At 71.6% G+C, this 14389-nt stretch carries 14 protein-coding genes; 5 read left to right on the top strand and 9 right to left on the bottom strand.

Going from position 1 to position 14389, the window contains the following annotated elements; translation table 11 throughout:
• Nucleotides 1-9 precede the first annotated feature (9 nt).
• Both ACFV4N_RS12820 and ACFV4N_RS12815 read left to right on the top strand, forming a co-directional pair.
• Nucleotides 10-654, top strand: coding sequence for a nitroreductase family protein (locus tag ACFV4N_RS12820; RefSeq protein ID WP_499672669.1), 645 nt, complete (start codon nt 10-12; stop codon nt 652-654).
• An 82-nt stretch (nt 655-736) separates the two neighbouring features.
• Nucleotides 737-1198, top strand: a complete 462-nt coding sequence (locus tag ACFV4N_RS12815; RefSeq protein ID WP_499672668.1) for a phospholipase — start codon at nt 737-739, stop codon at nt 1196-1198.
• A gap of 66 nt (nt 1199-1264) precedes the next feature.
• Here the strand turns inward: ACFV4N_RS12815 and ACFV4N_RS12810 are convergent, their stop codons facing one another.
• Nucleotides 1265-3811: a DNA translocase FtsK gene (locus ACFV4N_RS12810; RefSeq protein ID WP_499672667.1), complete on the bottom strand. Its 2547-nt coding sequence runs from the start codon at nt 3809-3811 to the stop codon at nt 1265-1267.
• Between the two features lie 131 nt (nt 3812-3942).
• On the opposite strand from ACFV4N_RS12810, the gene ACFV4N_RS12805 reads away from it, so the two are divergent.
• The gene (locus ACFV4N_RS12805) at nt 3943-4713 is read left to right on the top strand and encodes a lysophospholipid acyltransferase family protein (RefSeq protein WP_499672666.1); all 771 of its coding nucleotides are present in this window, start codon (nt 3943-3945) and stop codon (nt 4711-4713) included.
• On the top strand, nt 4710-5723 hold the full coding sequence (locus ACFV4N_RS12800; RefSeq protein ID WP_499672665.1) for an EamA family transporter: 1014 nt from the start codon (nt 4710-4712) through the stop codon (nt 5721-5723). The genes ACFV4N_RS12805 and ACFV4N_RS12800 overlap by 4 nt, the downstream gene beginning before the upstream one ends.
• Nucleotides 5724-5805: 82 nt before the next feature.
• On the opposite strand, the gene ACFV4N_RS12795 is transcribed toward ACFV4N_RS12800, so the two are convergent.
• The 5 genes from ACFV4N_RS12795 to ACFV4N_RS12775 form a co-directional block, all read right to left on the bottom strand.
• Entirely contained in the window at nt 5806-7032 is a 1227-nt protein-coding gene (locus tag ACFV4N_RS12795; protein ID WP_499672664.1) for an MFS transporter, read from the bottom strand.
• 42 nt (nt 7033-7074) lie between these two features.
• A complete protein-coding gene (locus ACFV4N_RS12790; protein WP_499672663.1) occupies nt 7075-8304 on the bottom strand; it encodes an MFS transporter in 1230 nt (409 codons plus the stop codon).
• Nucleotides 8305-8486: 182 nt separating this feature from the next.
• Entirely contained in the window at nt 8487-8645 is a 159-nt protein-coding gene (locus ACFV4N_RS12785; protein WP_499672686.1) for a DUF397 domain-containing protein, read from the bottom strand.
• Nucleotides 8632-9489 carry a helix-turn-helix domain-containing protein gene (locus ACFV4N_RS12780; protein WP_499672662.1) on the bottom strand — a complete coding sequence of 286 codons (858 nt, stop codon included), beginning with the start codon at nt 9487-9489 and terminating at the stop codon, nt 8632-8634. The genes ACFV4N_RS12785 and ACFV4N_RS12780 overlap by 14 nt, the downstream gene beginning before the upstream one ends.
• Before the next feature lie 65 nt (nt 9490-9554).
• Nucleotides 9555-10439, bottom strand: a complete 885-nt coding sequence (locus ACFV4N_RS12775; RefSeq protein WP_499672661.1) for a bile acid:sodium symporter family protein — start codon at nt 10437-10439, stop codon at nt 9555-9557.
• Nucleotides 10440-10590: 151 nt separating this feature from the next.
• On the opposite strand from ACFV4N_RS12775, the gene ACFV4N_RS12770 reads away from it, so the two are divergent.
• On the top strand, nt 10591-10803 hold the full coding sequence (locus ACFV4N_RS12770; protein WP_499672660.1) for a hypothetical protein: 213 nt from the start codon (nt 10591-10593) through the stop codon (nt 10801-10803).
• Nucleotides 10804-10851: 48 nt separating this feature from the next.
• Here ACFV4N_RS12770 and ACFV4N_RS12765 read toward each other — a convergent pair whose 3' ends face one another.
• The 3 genes from ACFV4N_RS12765 to dapA form a co-directional block, all read right to left on the bottom strand.
• Complete coding sequence (locus ACFV4N_RS12765) at nt 10852-11385, bottom strand: hypothetical protein (protein WP_499672659.1); 534 nt, start codon at nt 11383-11385, stop codon at nt 10852-10854.
• Between the two features lie 418 nt (nt 11386-11803).
• On the bottom strand, nt 11804-13486 hold the full coding sequence (locus ACFV4N_RS12760; RefSeq protein ID WP_499672658.1) for a ribonuclease J: 1683 nt from the start codon (nt 13484-13486) through the stop codon (nt 11804-11806).
• The gene (gene dapA / locus ACFV4N_RS12755) at nt 13483-14379 is read right to left on the bottom strand and encodes a 4-hydroxy-tetrahydrodipicolinate synthase (RefSeq protein ID WP_499672657.1); all 897 of its coding nucleotides are present in this window, start codon (nt 14377-14379) and stop codon (nt 13483-13485) included. Before dapA ends, ACFV4N_RS12760 begins: the two co-directional genes overlap by 4 nt.
• Between the last annotated feature and the right edge of the window lie 10 nt (nt 14380-14389).

Genomic DNA, 14389 nt, shown 5'->3' with positions numbered 1-14389 from the left:
CAACGGCGATTGGCCGAGCGGCTGCGCGACTACCGCCCCCCGGAACCGGCGCCGAACCCGTTCGAACTCCCCTCGAAGCCCCACCGCCTCCCCCTCCCGACCGACCGCCTGCAACGCCTCTTCCGCGCCCGGAGGAGCACCCGCGAATTCAGCGGGAAACCGCTGTCCCGAAAGCAGTTCGGCGCCGTGCTCGCCGCCCTGGCCGACCAGGACGGCCGTTCCTACCCCTCCGCCGGCGGCCTGAACCCGCTGCACTGCTACGCCTTCCTGCGCAACGTGGACCACGAGCTGAACGGCCGGACGGTCCGCTACGACGCCGCCGCGCACGCCGTGCAGGACGTAGGCCAGTCGCCACCGTGGTCCCGCCTGGGCGAAGTGCTCGGCGTGGACACCGAACCCGCGCTGGTCCTGGCACTGGTCCTGGCGGACCAGCCGACGCTGGCCAAGTACGGCCAACGCGGGGGGCGGTTCGGCCTGCTGGAAGCGGGCGCGGCGGCCCAGTCCGTCGGCCTCCGAACGGCCCAGCTGAAGCTGGGCGGCCACCTCCTGGGCGGCGCGGCGGACGCGGAACTGCTGGCCGTCCTGGGTTTGCGGAACCAACCGGTCCGCCTCGCCGCGGTCATCGCCTGCGGCCGGACGTTCACCCGTCGTTGACACCACGTGAGCCGATCGGGGCTGTCGCGAGCGCTTCCCCTCCGGGTAGGAAAAACCCAAGCCCGTGCAACGAGGGGAACACATGAAAACCCTGCGCAACGCTCTCGCCGGCGCGCTCGCCTCGGCCGCCCTGCTGCTCGGCTCCGGCCTCGGCCAGGCGGCGATCGACGCCCCGGCGGTCACCGACGACTACCTGTTCACGAAATCCCTCGCGCAATTCAGCTCGATCAGGTCCCAGGCGCCTTACAGCGACCAACTGGACTGGTCCTCGGACGGCTGCTCCTGGTCGCCGGACAACCCGTTCGGCTTCAAGTTCCTCCCGGCCTGCCACCGCCACGACTTCGGTTACCGGAACTACAAGAGGCAGGGCCGGTTCACCGAGAGCACCCGGCTGACGATCGACAACAAGTTCCGGTCGGACCTGTACGACCAGTGCGCGGGCAACTGGGCGTGCAACCGGACCGCCGACCTGTACTACGCCGCCGTCCGCGAGTTCGGCGCCAGCGCCACCGCGGCGCAGGTCCGGCAACTGGTGAACCGGTGACCTCGCGGCGGGGGGGGCCCCCCCCCCGGCCCCCCCGCGCCGCCCCGATCCTCAGGTCCTCGGGCCTCAGTCCTCGACGTCCGCCGCGCCGCCGCCGCGGATCAGCTCGACCACCGACGCCAGCTCCTCCGGCTTGATCAGGACCTCCCGCGCCTTCGACCCCTCCGACGGCCCGACGACCCCGCGCGTCTCCAGCAGGTCCATCAGCCGCCCGGCCTTGGCGAAGCCCACGCGCAGCTTGCGCTGCAACATCGACGTGGACCCGAACTGCGACGTCACGATCAGCTCGGCCGCCTGGAGCAGCAGTTCGAGGTCGTCGCCGATGTCGGCGTCGATCTCCTTCTTCTCGCCGGCCTTCGCCGCCGTCACGCCGTCGGTGTACTCGGGCTGCGCCTGCTGCTTGGTGAAGTTGACGATCTCGGCGATCTCCTCGTCGCCGACGAACGCGCCCTGGATGCGCACCGGCTTGCCCGCGCCCATCGGCAGGTAGAGCCCGTCGCCCATGCCGATCAGCTTCTCCGCGCCCGGCTGGTCCAGGATCACCCGCGAGTCGGTCAGCGACGACGTGGCGAACGCGAGCCGCGACGGCACGTTGGTCTTGATCAGACCGGTCACCACGTCGACCGAGGGCCGCTGCGTCGCCAGCACCAGGTGGATGCCCGCCGCGCGCGCCTTCTGCGTGATCCGGACGATCGCGTCCTCCACGTCGCGGGGCGCGGTCATCATCAGGTCGGCCAGCTCGTCGACGATCGCCATGATGTACGGGTACGGCCGGTACACCCGCTCGCTGCCCGGCGGCGCGGCGATCTCGCCCGACCGCACCTTCCGGTTGAAGTCGTCGATGTGCCGCACCCGGTTGACCTGCATGTCCTGGTAGCGCTGCTCCATCTCCTCCACCAGCCAGGCCAGCGCCGCCGCGGCCTTCTTCGGCTGGGTGATGATGGGCGTGATCAGGTGCGGGATGCCCTCGTACGGCGTCAGCTCGACCATCTTCGGGTCGATCAGGATCATCCGGACCTCGTCCGGCGTGGCCCGCGCCAGCAGCGACACCAGCATCGAGTTCACGAAGCTCGACTTGCCGGAACCCGTGGAACCGGCCACCAGCAGGTGCGGCATCTTGGTCAGGTTCGCGGTGACGAAGTGGCCCTCGATGTCCTTGCCCAGCCCGATGACCATCGGGTGGTTGTCCTTCACCGTGGACGGCGACCGCAGCACGTCGCCCAGCCGCACCATCTCGCGGTCGCTGTTGGGCACCTCGATGCCGACCGCCGACTTGCCGGGGATCGGCGCGAGCAGCCGCACGTTGTCCGTCGCCACCGCGTAGGCGATGTTCTTGGTCAGCGCGGTGATCTTCTCGACCTTCACGCCGGGACCCAGCTCGACCTCGTACCGGGTGACCGTCGGACCCCGGGTGAACCCGGTGACCTGGGCGTCGATGGAGAACTGCTCCAGCACGCCGGTGATGGCCTCGATCATCTGGTCGTTGGCCTTGCTGCGGGCCTTCGGCGCGTCGCCGTCCTTGAGGATGGTCGGCGGCGGCAGCTTGTAGTCGCCCTCCACCGCGCGGACCATGATCGTCGTGTCCCGCGCGGGGGCCTCGGGCTCGGCCTTCGCCTTGACCTTCGGCACGGCCTTGGGCACGACCGGCGCCGGCGGCGGCTCCTCGTCCAGCGGCAGCTCGGGCTGGTCGTCCGGCTCCGCCACGGCGATGCGCCGGGTCGCCCGGGACCGGCGCGGCTTGGCGGGCTTCTCCTCCTCGACGAACTCCTCGTCCGGCTCCTCGTCGTCGGTGAAGCCCTCGAACGCGGGCTTGTCGGCCCTGCGGTGGTGCAGCAGCCCGGACAGCCGGGCGGGCACCTGCCGGACCGGCACGTGCAGCAGCAGCAGCAACCCGTAGCCGAAGATCAGCACCAGCACCGGCCCCGCCACCCACGGCGTCAGGCCCTGCGCCAGGAAACCGCCCGAGAGGTAGCCGAGCGCGCCGCCCGCGTCACGCCGCGCCACCGGGTCCGCGGGCAGCCCGCCCACGAGGTGGAACATGCCGAGGAACCCGACGCCGACCAGGACGCCGCCGAACACCAGGCGGGGCCGCGACTCCGGGTTGGGGTCGGTGCGCATCAGCGTGATGCCGACGCCCAGCAGCACCACGGGCACGATCACCGCGGGCCCGCCGACCGAGCTGCGCACGGCCACGTCGACCCACTGCCCCACCGGGCCGCCCGCCTGCCACCACACGCCCGCGGCGGTGATCACGGACAGGACGATCAGCAGCAGCCCCAGCCCGTCGCGGCGGTGTTCCTGGTCGATCTCCTTGCTCCGGACCACGGTCCTCACCACCGTCCCGGTGCCGCGGCTGAGCCAGCCCCACAACATGCCGAACGCGCCACCGGGCGGACCGGACCGGCGGACCGGCCGCTTGGCCGCCCTCGAACCGCCCCGGGCGGAACCGGACCTCGACCCCGCCCGTGAACCCGACTTCGCGCCGCCGGACCGCGAACCGGACCGGGAACCCGCCCGCGAACCGCCCGACCCGGACGCCCCCGCACCGGGCTTCGCCCCGGAAGATCTGCTGCGGGTCGTGCCCTTGCGCGAGGTTCCCGATCGGCCGGCCATGGTGTATACGGTAGTCCCTCAGGCCCCATCCGCCCCACCAGTCACGTGAGGCGTGACGTGCGCTGCCCGACTCCCATCGTTGCCCGGAACCCGGTGCGCCGGGGCCCCGACACGCCGTAGCCTTGCCCGCTGTGCCCACACCACAGCTGTGGCGCGTGCTGACCGCCATCGACGAAGCGCTCGTCGGGCTCAGCGGACGACTCGAAGTCACCGGCGACGTCCCGGCGGACCTGAGGGGCCGTCCCCTGCTGCTCGCGTCCAACCACATCGGCAACCTCGACCCGTTCGTGCTCATCGCCGCGTGCCGCCGGATCGGCGTCTCACCGCGCTTCCTGCTCGCGGGCGGGTTGCTCGACGCCCCCGTCCTCGGGCCCCTGCTGAGAGCTTCGGGGCACGTGCGGGTGGACCGCGCCTCGGCGAACGTCGGCGAGGCGTACCACCGCGCGGTCGAGGCGCTCAGGAGCGGCGGCGACCCGATCGCCATGTACCCGGAGGGCAGGATCAGCCTCGACCCGGGGCTGTGGCCGGAACGGGGCAAGACCGGCGCGGCGCGGCTGGCGCTCAGCGGCGGCGTCCCGGTCGTCCCGGTGAGCCAGTGGGGCGCGCACGAGGCCGTCTACTGGGGCAACACGCACGTCAAGAGTTGGGATGACGTCAAGCCATACCTGACCTCCTACGTGCGCGGGCTGCGCCGCCGACCCACCTTCAAGGTCCACTTCGGCAAGCCCGTGGAGCTGTCGGACCTGGCGGACGGCCAACCCGGGCACGCGCGCCGCGCGCACGAGCGGATCATGCGCGCGATCACCGAGGGCTTGGCGCCGCTGCGGATCGACGAGCCGGACCTGCCGAAGTTCCACGACCCGACGCGCCCCACCACCGGCTCCAGCCCCTGGCGCCCGTGAGCGGACCCGGTGGGCTCGGTCGCAGCGGGCTCGGTCGCGGCACGTTCCTCGCCGTCCTGTCCTCGATCGCGTTCGGCACCTCGGGCGTGCTGGCGAAGCCGGTGATGGAGGCCGGTGCCGCGCCCGCCCAGGTCACCAGCGCCCGCATCGCCCTCGCGGCCGTGGTGCTGCTCGTCGGCACCGCCGTGCTGCGCCCCCGCGCCCTGTGGCCGGGTTCAGGGCTGCGCGGGTGGACGCTGCCGCTGGGCTACGGCCTGTTCGCGGTCGTCGGCGCACCGCTGTTGTTCTTCGTGTCCGCGTCGCGCATCCCGGTCGGCATCGCGATGCTCCTCCAGTTCACCGCGCCGGTCCTGGTGGCGCTGTGGGTGCGACTGGTGCGCCGCACGGTGTTGCCGACCGCGGCGTGGTGGGGCACGGCCATCGCGGTCGCCGGGCTGGCCGTGGTCGGCGAGGTGTGGCGGACGCCCCGGTTGGACACCGTCGGCGTGGTGGCCGCGCTCTGCTCGGCCGTGTGCCTGGCGGCGTACTACCTGCTGGGCGAACGCGCGGCGGGCCGGGCCGACCCGTTCGGCGTGACGGCGGTCGGGATGCTCTTCGGCGCGGTGGTCCTGGCCGTGCTCAGCCCGCCGTGGCTGATCCCGGTGACCGCGCCCACGGCCCTGGGTCCGTCGTGGCTCCTGCTGGTGGTGATGGCCCTGTTCTCCACCGTGGTCGCCTACCTGACCGGGATCCTGTCGCTGCGCCACGTGCCGCCGGCGGTGGCGAGCGTGATCGGGCTGTTGGAGGTCGTGGTGTCGGCGGCCCTGGCGTGGTGGCTGCTGGGCGAGGAGCTGACCGCCGTGCAGGTGGCCGGCGCGGTGGTGCTGCTGACCGGCGCGGCCGTGGTGCAGGTGGCGAGCGCGCCGCGCCCTGGCCGCAACCGGCCGGCCCCCGCCCCGGGACCCGACCTCGCACCATGCTCGGTGCCGGTGGGCGGCCCGGCCCACCCCGGCGCCGGGGAGGAGGGATGACCATGCGCAACAGGGGTTGGCTCGCGCGCAACAAGACGTGGCGCAACAAGAGTTGGCGCGACGAGAACCGGTGAGTTGAGGTTCAGCCACTCGTCGGCGCGACGCCGGCGAGTGGCCGGTTCGCCCGCCGCCACGCCACCGCGCACCCCAGGCACAGCACCGCGCCCACCCCGCCGGCCACCGCGACCGCCGTCGCCGGGTCCCACAGCCGCGCCCACAGGCCGCCGACGAGCACGGCCACGCCCTGCGCCGCGACGATCCCCGACGCCGCCACCCCGATCGCCCGCCCCCGCTCGGCCTCGGGCGTCGCCCGCACGAACCCCGCCTGCGCCTGCAGCAGGTACGCCGTCGACGCCGCCCCCGACAGGCCCCACAGCGCGAACACCACCGCCACCCCGGGCCGGAACGCGCACAGCACCAGCGGCAGCCCCGCGCCGACCGCCAGCACCCCCACCAGCCGGGTTCGCCACCCGGCCGGCACGAACCGCACGAACAGCCACGCCCCGAGCACGCTGCCCAGCGGGTCGGCCGCCATCAGCACGCCGACCACCGCCGTGCCCGCGCCCAACTGGTCCGCGTACGGGGCGGCCAGCGCCTCCGGCACGACGTACCAGCCGACCAGCCACGCCAGCAGCACCAGCGCCCGCCGCCGGGGGTCGCGCGCCACCGAGGCGACGACCCGCCACACCGAGCCGCGCTCCTCCCGCCCGCCGCCGACCGCCGGCCGGTCCGCCACCCCGAACCGGATCAGCGCCGCCGACAGCAGGAACGTCACCGCGTCGCCGGCCAGCGCCGGCCCCGGACCCAGCGCGGCGACCAGCACCCCGCCGCCCGCGAACCCGACCAGTTGCGCGGCCTGGCCGGTCACCTGCCTGACCGCCAGGCCCCGTTCGTACAACTCACCGGGCAGCACCTCGGGCAGCACCGCGTTCTGCGCCGCCCCGAACGGCGGCCCCAACAACACGACCAAGATCAACAAAGCGCACAGCGCCCACAGCGGCACCCCCGGCAGCGCCATCACCGCCACCAGACCCGCCCGCGCCAGGTCCAGCCACACCATCACGGACCGCCGCCGGTACCGGTCCGCCAACCACGACAGCAGCACACCGCCTGACAGAGCGGGCAAGAATGTCATCGCGTAAACGACAGCCGACCACACCGCCGACTGCGTCCGCCCGTACACGAGCACCGCCAGCGCGACCCGGGCCAACTGGTCGCCGAGGACCGAGCACAGCTCCGCCAGCCACAGGAACCGGAACTCCCGGACGCGCAACACCCCGACCAGGCCGTTCCGGTTCCCGTGGCTCATCAGCGCAGCATGGCGCTGTCAACTGACAGACGACAGGTTCTGTCAGCTAGCTGCCGGCGTTCGTTCGACCGAACCGAGTCGCCGCCACGCCAGGGCGGTCACCAGCGCGACCGCCGCCCCGGCCACCCAGAACGGCGCGAGCAGCCCGACCCACCGCGCCAGCACACCGCCCAGCAGCGCGCCCAGCGCCGCACCGCCGACCGACGCCAACTGGTAGACGCTGCCGACCCGCCCCAGCAGGTGGTCCGGCGTGATCGTCTGCCGCACGGTCGCCGCGACCGAGCCCCAGACCACGGCGTGCACCCCGAACAGCGCCATCACCGCACCCGCGAGCCACGGGTCGCGGGTGAGGGCCAGCGCCGGGTAGGTCAGGGCCTCGACCACCAGCCCGACGCGCAGCAGCGCCGCGTGCCCGAACCGGCGTTCCAGCCGGCCGTACACCCCCGACCCGGCGATCCCGCCGACCGCGCCCGCCGCGATGAACAGGCCGAACCCGAACCCGGTCAGCCCCAGCCGCTGCTCGGCGTAGAGCACCCAGATCGCGAACGCGCCCACCCCGGTCAGGTTCATCACCAGGATGCACAGCGCCAGCACCCGCAGGGCCGGGTTGCCCAGCAGCCACCGCACGCCCTCGCGCACGTCGGCGACCAACGTCGCGGGTTCCCGCTGCGCGAGGGGCTTGGCCGCGACCCGGGCCACCAGCAGCGCGCCGACCGCGTACACGGCCGCGTGGAACCCGAACGGCAACGCCGCGCCCACCGCGAACACCGCCGCGCCGATCGGCGGCCCGACGAGCTGGTTGCCCACCGTGGCGGTCAGCTGCAGGCGGGCGTTGGCGCGGCCCAGGAGTTCCTTGGGCACGGTGCCGACCAGCAACGCGCCGTAGGCGACGTCGACCAGGGTCTCCCCCGCGCCGAGCAGGAACGACACCGCGTAGATCAGCCACAGGTGCGCGAGGTCGAACAGCACGGCCGCCGCGAGCCCGCCGAGGACGACGGCGCGGATCGAGTTCACCACCACGATCAGCAGGCGGCGGGGCAGGCGGTCCACCAGCGCACCGCTGGTCAGGGCGAACAGCAACCACGGGAGCTGCTGGGCGAACACGGCCCCCGCCACGGCGGCCGGGTCCTTGGACATCGACGCGACCAGCAGTGGACCGGCGGCCAACAGCGCGCCGTCGCCGAGGTTCGTGATCGCGGAGAGCAGCCAGAGGCGGCGGAAGTCATGATGATCTTGAAAGACGGAACGATCTTGAAAAGGACGTGCGGGCATGCGAAAGCTCCTGATGAGTACGGACGCTCGTCGAGACGGTCTGACAGCGCCTCACCAGGAGCCGGAAGGTCTTGGTGTCAGAGAGAAGACCCCTGGGAGGCGAACGCACCAGCCAGGTCTGCGGACATCAGAAGCATCGCCCGTCCTTTCACGTCAGTCAGGTCATGGTCGGGGAGATGGGGTCAGAGCTTGGCGAGGAAGGCCCTCCAGGCAGCGGGGGTGAAGGCCAACTGCGACGTGGTGTTCTTGGAGTCCCTCACGCCCACGGCTTCGGACGCGAACGCCACTTGAACGCAGTCTGAGCCCACATCTCCGCTGCGGCGGCTCTTACGCCACCGCATCGCCTCCTGGCGCACCCTCAGCCTCCCGCAGTCGGTCGTACCGGTCCGCCCACTTGGCGAACACCGACCGCGATTCTTCCTCACTCAACGCCACTCGCGCGAGGTCATTGCAGTTGCCCTGCGAATCCCTGGTGGTTTCGAAGGTGTCCAGGAACAACGACGCCGACCCGGACTCGACGTAGGTGAGCGGGAGGTGGTCGGTGAAGGTCATGAAGGTGAACCCCGTGTTGAGCCCACCCGGGATCATCGCCTTGAAGGGAACGACCCGAACACCGCCCCGGAACAGCAACTGCAACATCTGCTCGTACATCACCTGCGGACCACCGACCACTCGGCGCAACGCGGCTTCGTGGATGAAGAACCGCCCCCTTGGGCTGAACGGCTTGTCGAAGATCTTCTGCCTCGCCATGCGGTCGGCCACCGCCTGCTCGGCGTTGGGCGCGGTCATCAACCCTCGGGCGTAGTCAGGGGTTTGCAGCAGACCCGGTATGTGCAGGATGTGGTAGCACCAGATCGTCCTGGCCATCTGCTCGTGCAGGATGAGCATCCGCAGGCTGTCCGGCATGGCAACGCCGTGCGGCCTGACGTAGTAGCCGCTGCTCGGCTCGTGGGCCAAGGCCATGATGTGGTCGTAGATCTCCGGATCAGCTCGGATGTGGCCGACCAGGCGGGCGATGTCGTCCGTGCTGGTCCCCCTGGTCCCGGTCTCCAATTTGGACAGTTTGCCGGCCGACCATCCCAGTTCCTCCAACAAGGTTGCGGTCTTGAGCTGCGCACCGCGTCGGGCTTGGCGGAGCGCGTCACCGAGTTCGCGGCTGAGCGCGTTGGAAGTCCTCTGTTCCATGCGGGCAAGCTAGGGCGCGTTGACCAGCGGGTTCCACTCAACCCGGCCGATTCCACCCCAAGGGATCACCCCTGTACCAGCGGTACAGATCGGGCGCTGCGCCTGGCGATCAAGGCACCGAACAGGGCGGCCGTGAAGAACATGACGAAGCCGTACGTCACCGAGGGCATGGCCATCTCGGTGTTGCCGAGCAGGGTCGGGCTCATGCCGATGGCGATCGACAGGGTGGCGTTGTGGAGGCCGATCTCGAAGGCCGACGAGACCGACTCCCGCTGCCCGACCCCCAGCAGCCGCGGGGCGGAGTAGCCGATGACCATGCCGAGCAGGTTGAACAGCACCACCACGACGATGATCTCGCCGAGGATGGCGAACACGTCCTCGCCGAGGCCGCTGATGACGCTGACGATCATCATGACCAGCACCACCACCGACAGGACCTTCACCGGGCGCTCCAGGCGCAGCGCGGCGGCGGTGAACCGCGCGCGGAGGAGCATGCCCACGGTGATCGGCACCAGGACCGTGGCGAACAGCTGGACGACCTTGTCGAACTGGAGGCCGATCGAGCTGTCCGAGCCGATGAACCCGGCCACCGACAGGTTGACGATGACGGGGAGGGTGAACATGGCCAACACGGAATTGACAGCTGTCAGCGAGATGTTGAGCGCCAGGTCGCCCTTGAACAGGTGGCTGTAGAGGCTGGCCGTGCTGCCGCCCGGTGACGCGGCGAGCAGCATCATGCCGACCGCCAACTCCGGTCGCAGGCCGAACACGAGCACCAGGGCCAGGCAGATCGCCGGCAGGACGAGCATCTGGCAGACGAGGCAGACCACCATCGCCCGCGGGTACCGCACCACGCGGCGGAAGTCGCCCGGGGTCAGGGTGAGCCCCAGCCCGAGCATGATCACCGCCACGGTGATGGGGAACAGCAGGAGCACCGCACCGTCACTCATGGCCTGCCCGCCTTCCGGATCGGCTCGACGTCCCTACCGACGCCCTCTCGGATGGTCACACCGCGATCGACCCGAACCTTCTCCCCCGTTGCCCGGCACAAGCGCACCCCGCACCGGCAGGCTGGAGCGCACACGCGGAGAAGGGGGCGCCATGGCCGACGAGAAGGAACCGCAGGAGGACCTGACGCTCATCGAGTACATGGAACGGCTCATGCCGCACCACCCGGACCTGCTCGACATCCGGGACCTCATGGCGGCCGGTTACTCGCACGCCCAGATCCACTCGCTCAAGGGCCTGGACGGCGACCGGGCGCTCGCCGACATCCTGGCCGAGGGCCCCGAGGACGAGCCGATGCGCTGGTGACCGTGCCGGTCCACCACCCCCTGGGCGGTGGACCGGCGGGCCCGCACGTCAGATCGTGAAAACCGGGCTCTGCACCTCGGGGAACTCGCTGATCGTGCCGTCCGGCCACTGGACGAACCCGATCGCGGCCGTGAGGTAGCTCGCGCGCACGTAAGGGGAAACGGAAGCGACGGAGTTGACGGTGGTGGTGTTGGTGTCGTAGCGCGTCGTCATGTCCACCAGCGCGTTGTTGCGGGCGAGGCCGACGAAAATCTCCAACTGGGGCATGACGACACCGCCGGTGCAGGTCAGCCAGCCGACGCCCTGCACCCCACCGCCCGTGCCGCCGAACCAGCGGCTCGGGTTGCCCGCCCGCAGGCGGCACGACCAGGGCCCGTTGGTGATGGTGTGCTCGCTGACCAAGGCGGATACCTCGGGGCGCGAGGCCGACAGCGTCACGCCCGACGAGGTGACGACCGACCTCGGCCCGGCGGTCCCGGCCCGCGCGGCCGGGGCGAGCGCCACCACCGCCAGGACCGCCAGCGCGGAGGCGGCCACCTTCGCCAGGAGGGCAGCCGGTCCCCGCTCAAGAATTCTTCCCATGAATTCCCTCAACAATCCGGTCGCAGATCCGGGAAACCGAACGTCTCCCGCCGACAACGGTAGGGAGGGGGTCATTTCCGGGTAAATGCGGCGATCGAGTGCCGCCCGTTCGGCGCGCGACCGGAAGGAAAAGCGCGGATCGCCCGTACGTCACGTCCCGGGCGGCCGTTGCGCGCACGACGCCGCACCACTTCGGACTGGCCGAAATTTTCCAACCGGAGACCAGGAGATCACCGCAGTGGTGAAGCCGCTGGCAGGCATGTGCCCGCGAGAGGGGCGCGGACCACCGGGGCACGTGCGCGCCTGTCCGCAGATCGGGTGCCACCGCGCCCGGCCCGGATCTGCGCACCCCCGAACCGGCCACGGGTCGTGCCGGCCCCCCGCCGGCCGAACAGTTGGCGGGAGGCCGGCACCGCGCTCAGTTCACCGGGATGATCGTCGGCACGATCATGGGCCGCCGCCGGTAGGTCTCGGCCACCCAGCGGCCCACCACCCGCCGCACGGCCTGCGCGATCCGGTGCGGGTCGGTGATCCCCTCCGCCTCGGTCCGCGACAGCTCCATCTCCACCAGCGAGATCGCCTGGTCCAACGCCTTCGGGTCGTCGGAGAACCCGCGCCCGGACAGCGTCGGCGGCGCCACCGCGCGCCCGTTGCTCGTGTCCACCGCCACCGTGATCGCGATGAACCCGCCCTCGCCCAGCACCAGCCGGTCGGACAGGGTCGACTCGCCCACGTCGCCGACCGACAGCCCGTCGACGTACACGTGGCCCACCTCGACCCGGCCGGAGACCGCGGCCTTGCCGTCCACCAGGTCCACCACCACGCCGTCCTCGGCGATGACGACCTGGTCCTCCGCCACGCCCGTGGCCACGGCCAGCGCCGCGTTCGCGCGCAGGTGCCGCCACTCGCCGTGCACCGGCATCACGTTCGACGGGCGCACCGCGTTGTAGAGGAACAGCAGCTCGCCGGCCGGCGAGTGGCCGGACACGTGCACCTTGGCGTTGCCCTGGTGCACGACCGTGGCCCCGAGCCGCGACAGGCCGTTGACCACGCCGAACACCGCGTTCTCGTTGCCCGGGATGAGCGACGAGGCCAGCACGATCGTGTCGCCGGCCTTGATCGAGATCTGCCGGTGCTCGCCGCGCGCCATCCGCGACAGCGCCGACAGCGGCTCGCCCTGCGAGCCCGTGGACACGAACAGCACCTGGTCCTCGGGCAGGTCCATGGCCTCGTTGAGGTCCACGAACAGCCCGTCCGGCACGTGCAGGAAGCCCAGCTCGGCCGCGATGCCCATGTTGCGGACCATGGACCGGCCCACCAGCGCCACCCGCCGCCCGTACTGGCCGGCCACGTCCAGCACCTGCTGCACGCGGTGCACGTGGGAGGCGAAGCACGCCACGATCACCCGCTGGTTGGCCTTGCGGATGACGTTCTCCAGCACCGGGCCGATCTCGCGCTCCGGCGCCACGAACCCGGGCACCTCGGCGTTGGTCGAGTCCACCAGGAACAGGTCCACGCCCTCGTCGCCCAGCCGCGAGAAGCCGGCCAGGTCGGTGAGCCTGCCGTCCAGGGGGAGCTGGTCGAGCTTGATGTCGCCGGTGTGCAGCACCAGCCCGGCGGACGTGCGGATCGCGACCGCCACGGCGTCCGGGATGGAGTGGTTGACCGCGAAGAACTCCAGCTCGTAGGGCCCGAACGCGCGCCGCTCGCCGTCGCTGATCTCGACCAGGCGGGGCGTCTGCCGGTGCTCCTTGCACTTGGCCGCGAGCAGCGCCAGCGTGAAGCGGGAGCCCACCACGGGCACGTCCGGGCGCAGCTTGAGCAGGAACGGGACCGCGCCGATGTGGTCCTCGTGCCCGTGGGTCAGGACCAGCGCGTCGATGTCCTCCAGCCGGTCCTCGATCGCCCGGAAGTCCGGCAGGATCAGGTCCACGCCGGGCTGGTCGTCCTCGGGGAAGAGGACACCGCAGTCCACGACGAGCAGCCGCCCGGAGTGCTCGAACACGGTCATGTTGCGGCCGACCTCGCCGATGCCGCCCAGTGCGACGACGCGCAGACCTCCGTCGGGCAGTGCGGGCGGGGGTGAGCTCGGGTTGATCACGCGTCGACTCCCAATTCGGCCTGGACGGCCTCGATGTCCTCGTCTGAAGCGGGCAACAGGGGCAGCCTGGGGCTACCCACGTCGATACCGCGCAACCGCAGCGCGGCCTTCGCGTAGGTGACGCCGGGCATGCGGTTGAACGGGCGCAGCAGCGCCAGCAGGTCGTGGTGGATCGCGGTGGCGCGCTTGACGTCGCCCGCCTCGAAGGCGTCGAGCAGGTCGCGCAGCCGGTCGGCCGCGAAGTGGCCGATGACGCTGACGAAGCCGACCGCGCCCACCGACAGCCACGGCAGGTTGAGCGGGTCGTCGCCGGAGTAGTAGGCCAGGTCGGTGGCCGCCATGACCTTGCTGCCGGCGAGCAGGTCGCCCTTGGCGTCCTTGACCGCGAGGACGCGCGGGTGCTCGGCGAGCCGGAGCAGGGTGTCCACCTCGATGGGGACGACCGAGCGCGGCGGGATGTCGTAGAGCATCACGGGCAGCTCGACCGCGTCGGCCACGGTGGTGAAGTGCGCGAGCAGGCCGGCCTGCGTCGGCCGCGAGTAGTACGGGGTGACCAGCAGCAGGCCGTGCGCGCCCGCCTCCTGCGCCTGCCGGGACAGGTGGACGCTGTGCGCGGTGTCGTAGGTGCCGGTGCCGGCGACCACGGTGGCGCGGTCGCCGACCGCCTCCACCACCGCGCGGACCAGGTCCGCCTTCTCCGCGTCGCTGGTGGTCGGGCTCTCGCCGGTGGTGCCGTTGACCACGAGGCCGTCGGCGCCCGAGTCGACCAGGTGCTCGGCCAGCTCCCGGGCCTTGTCGAGGTCCACCGCCCCCTGGGCGTCGAACGGGGTGACCATGGCGATGAGCACGCGGCCGAACGGGCGGCCGGGCGAGGCGGTAGGACTTGCGGTCATATGTGGAAAT

Source organism: Actinosynnema sp. NPDC059797 (assembly GCF_042732085.1).
In the GTDB taxonomy this organism is placed as follows: Bacteria; Actinomycetota; Actinomycetes; order Mycobacteriales; family Pseudonocardiaceae; genus Actinosynnema.
Note: the sequence above shows the minus strand (reverse complement) of the source record. Positions and strands in the feature narration are given on the sequence as shown.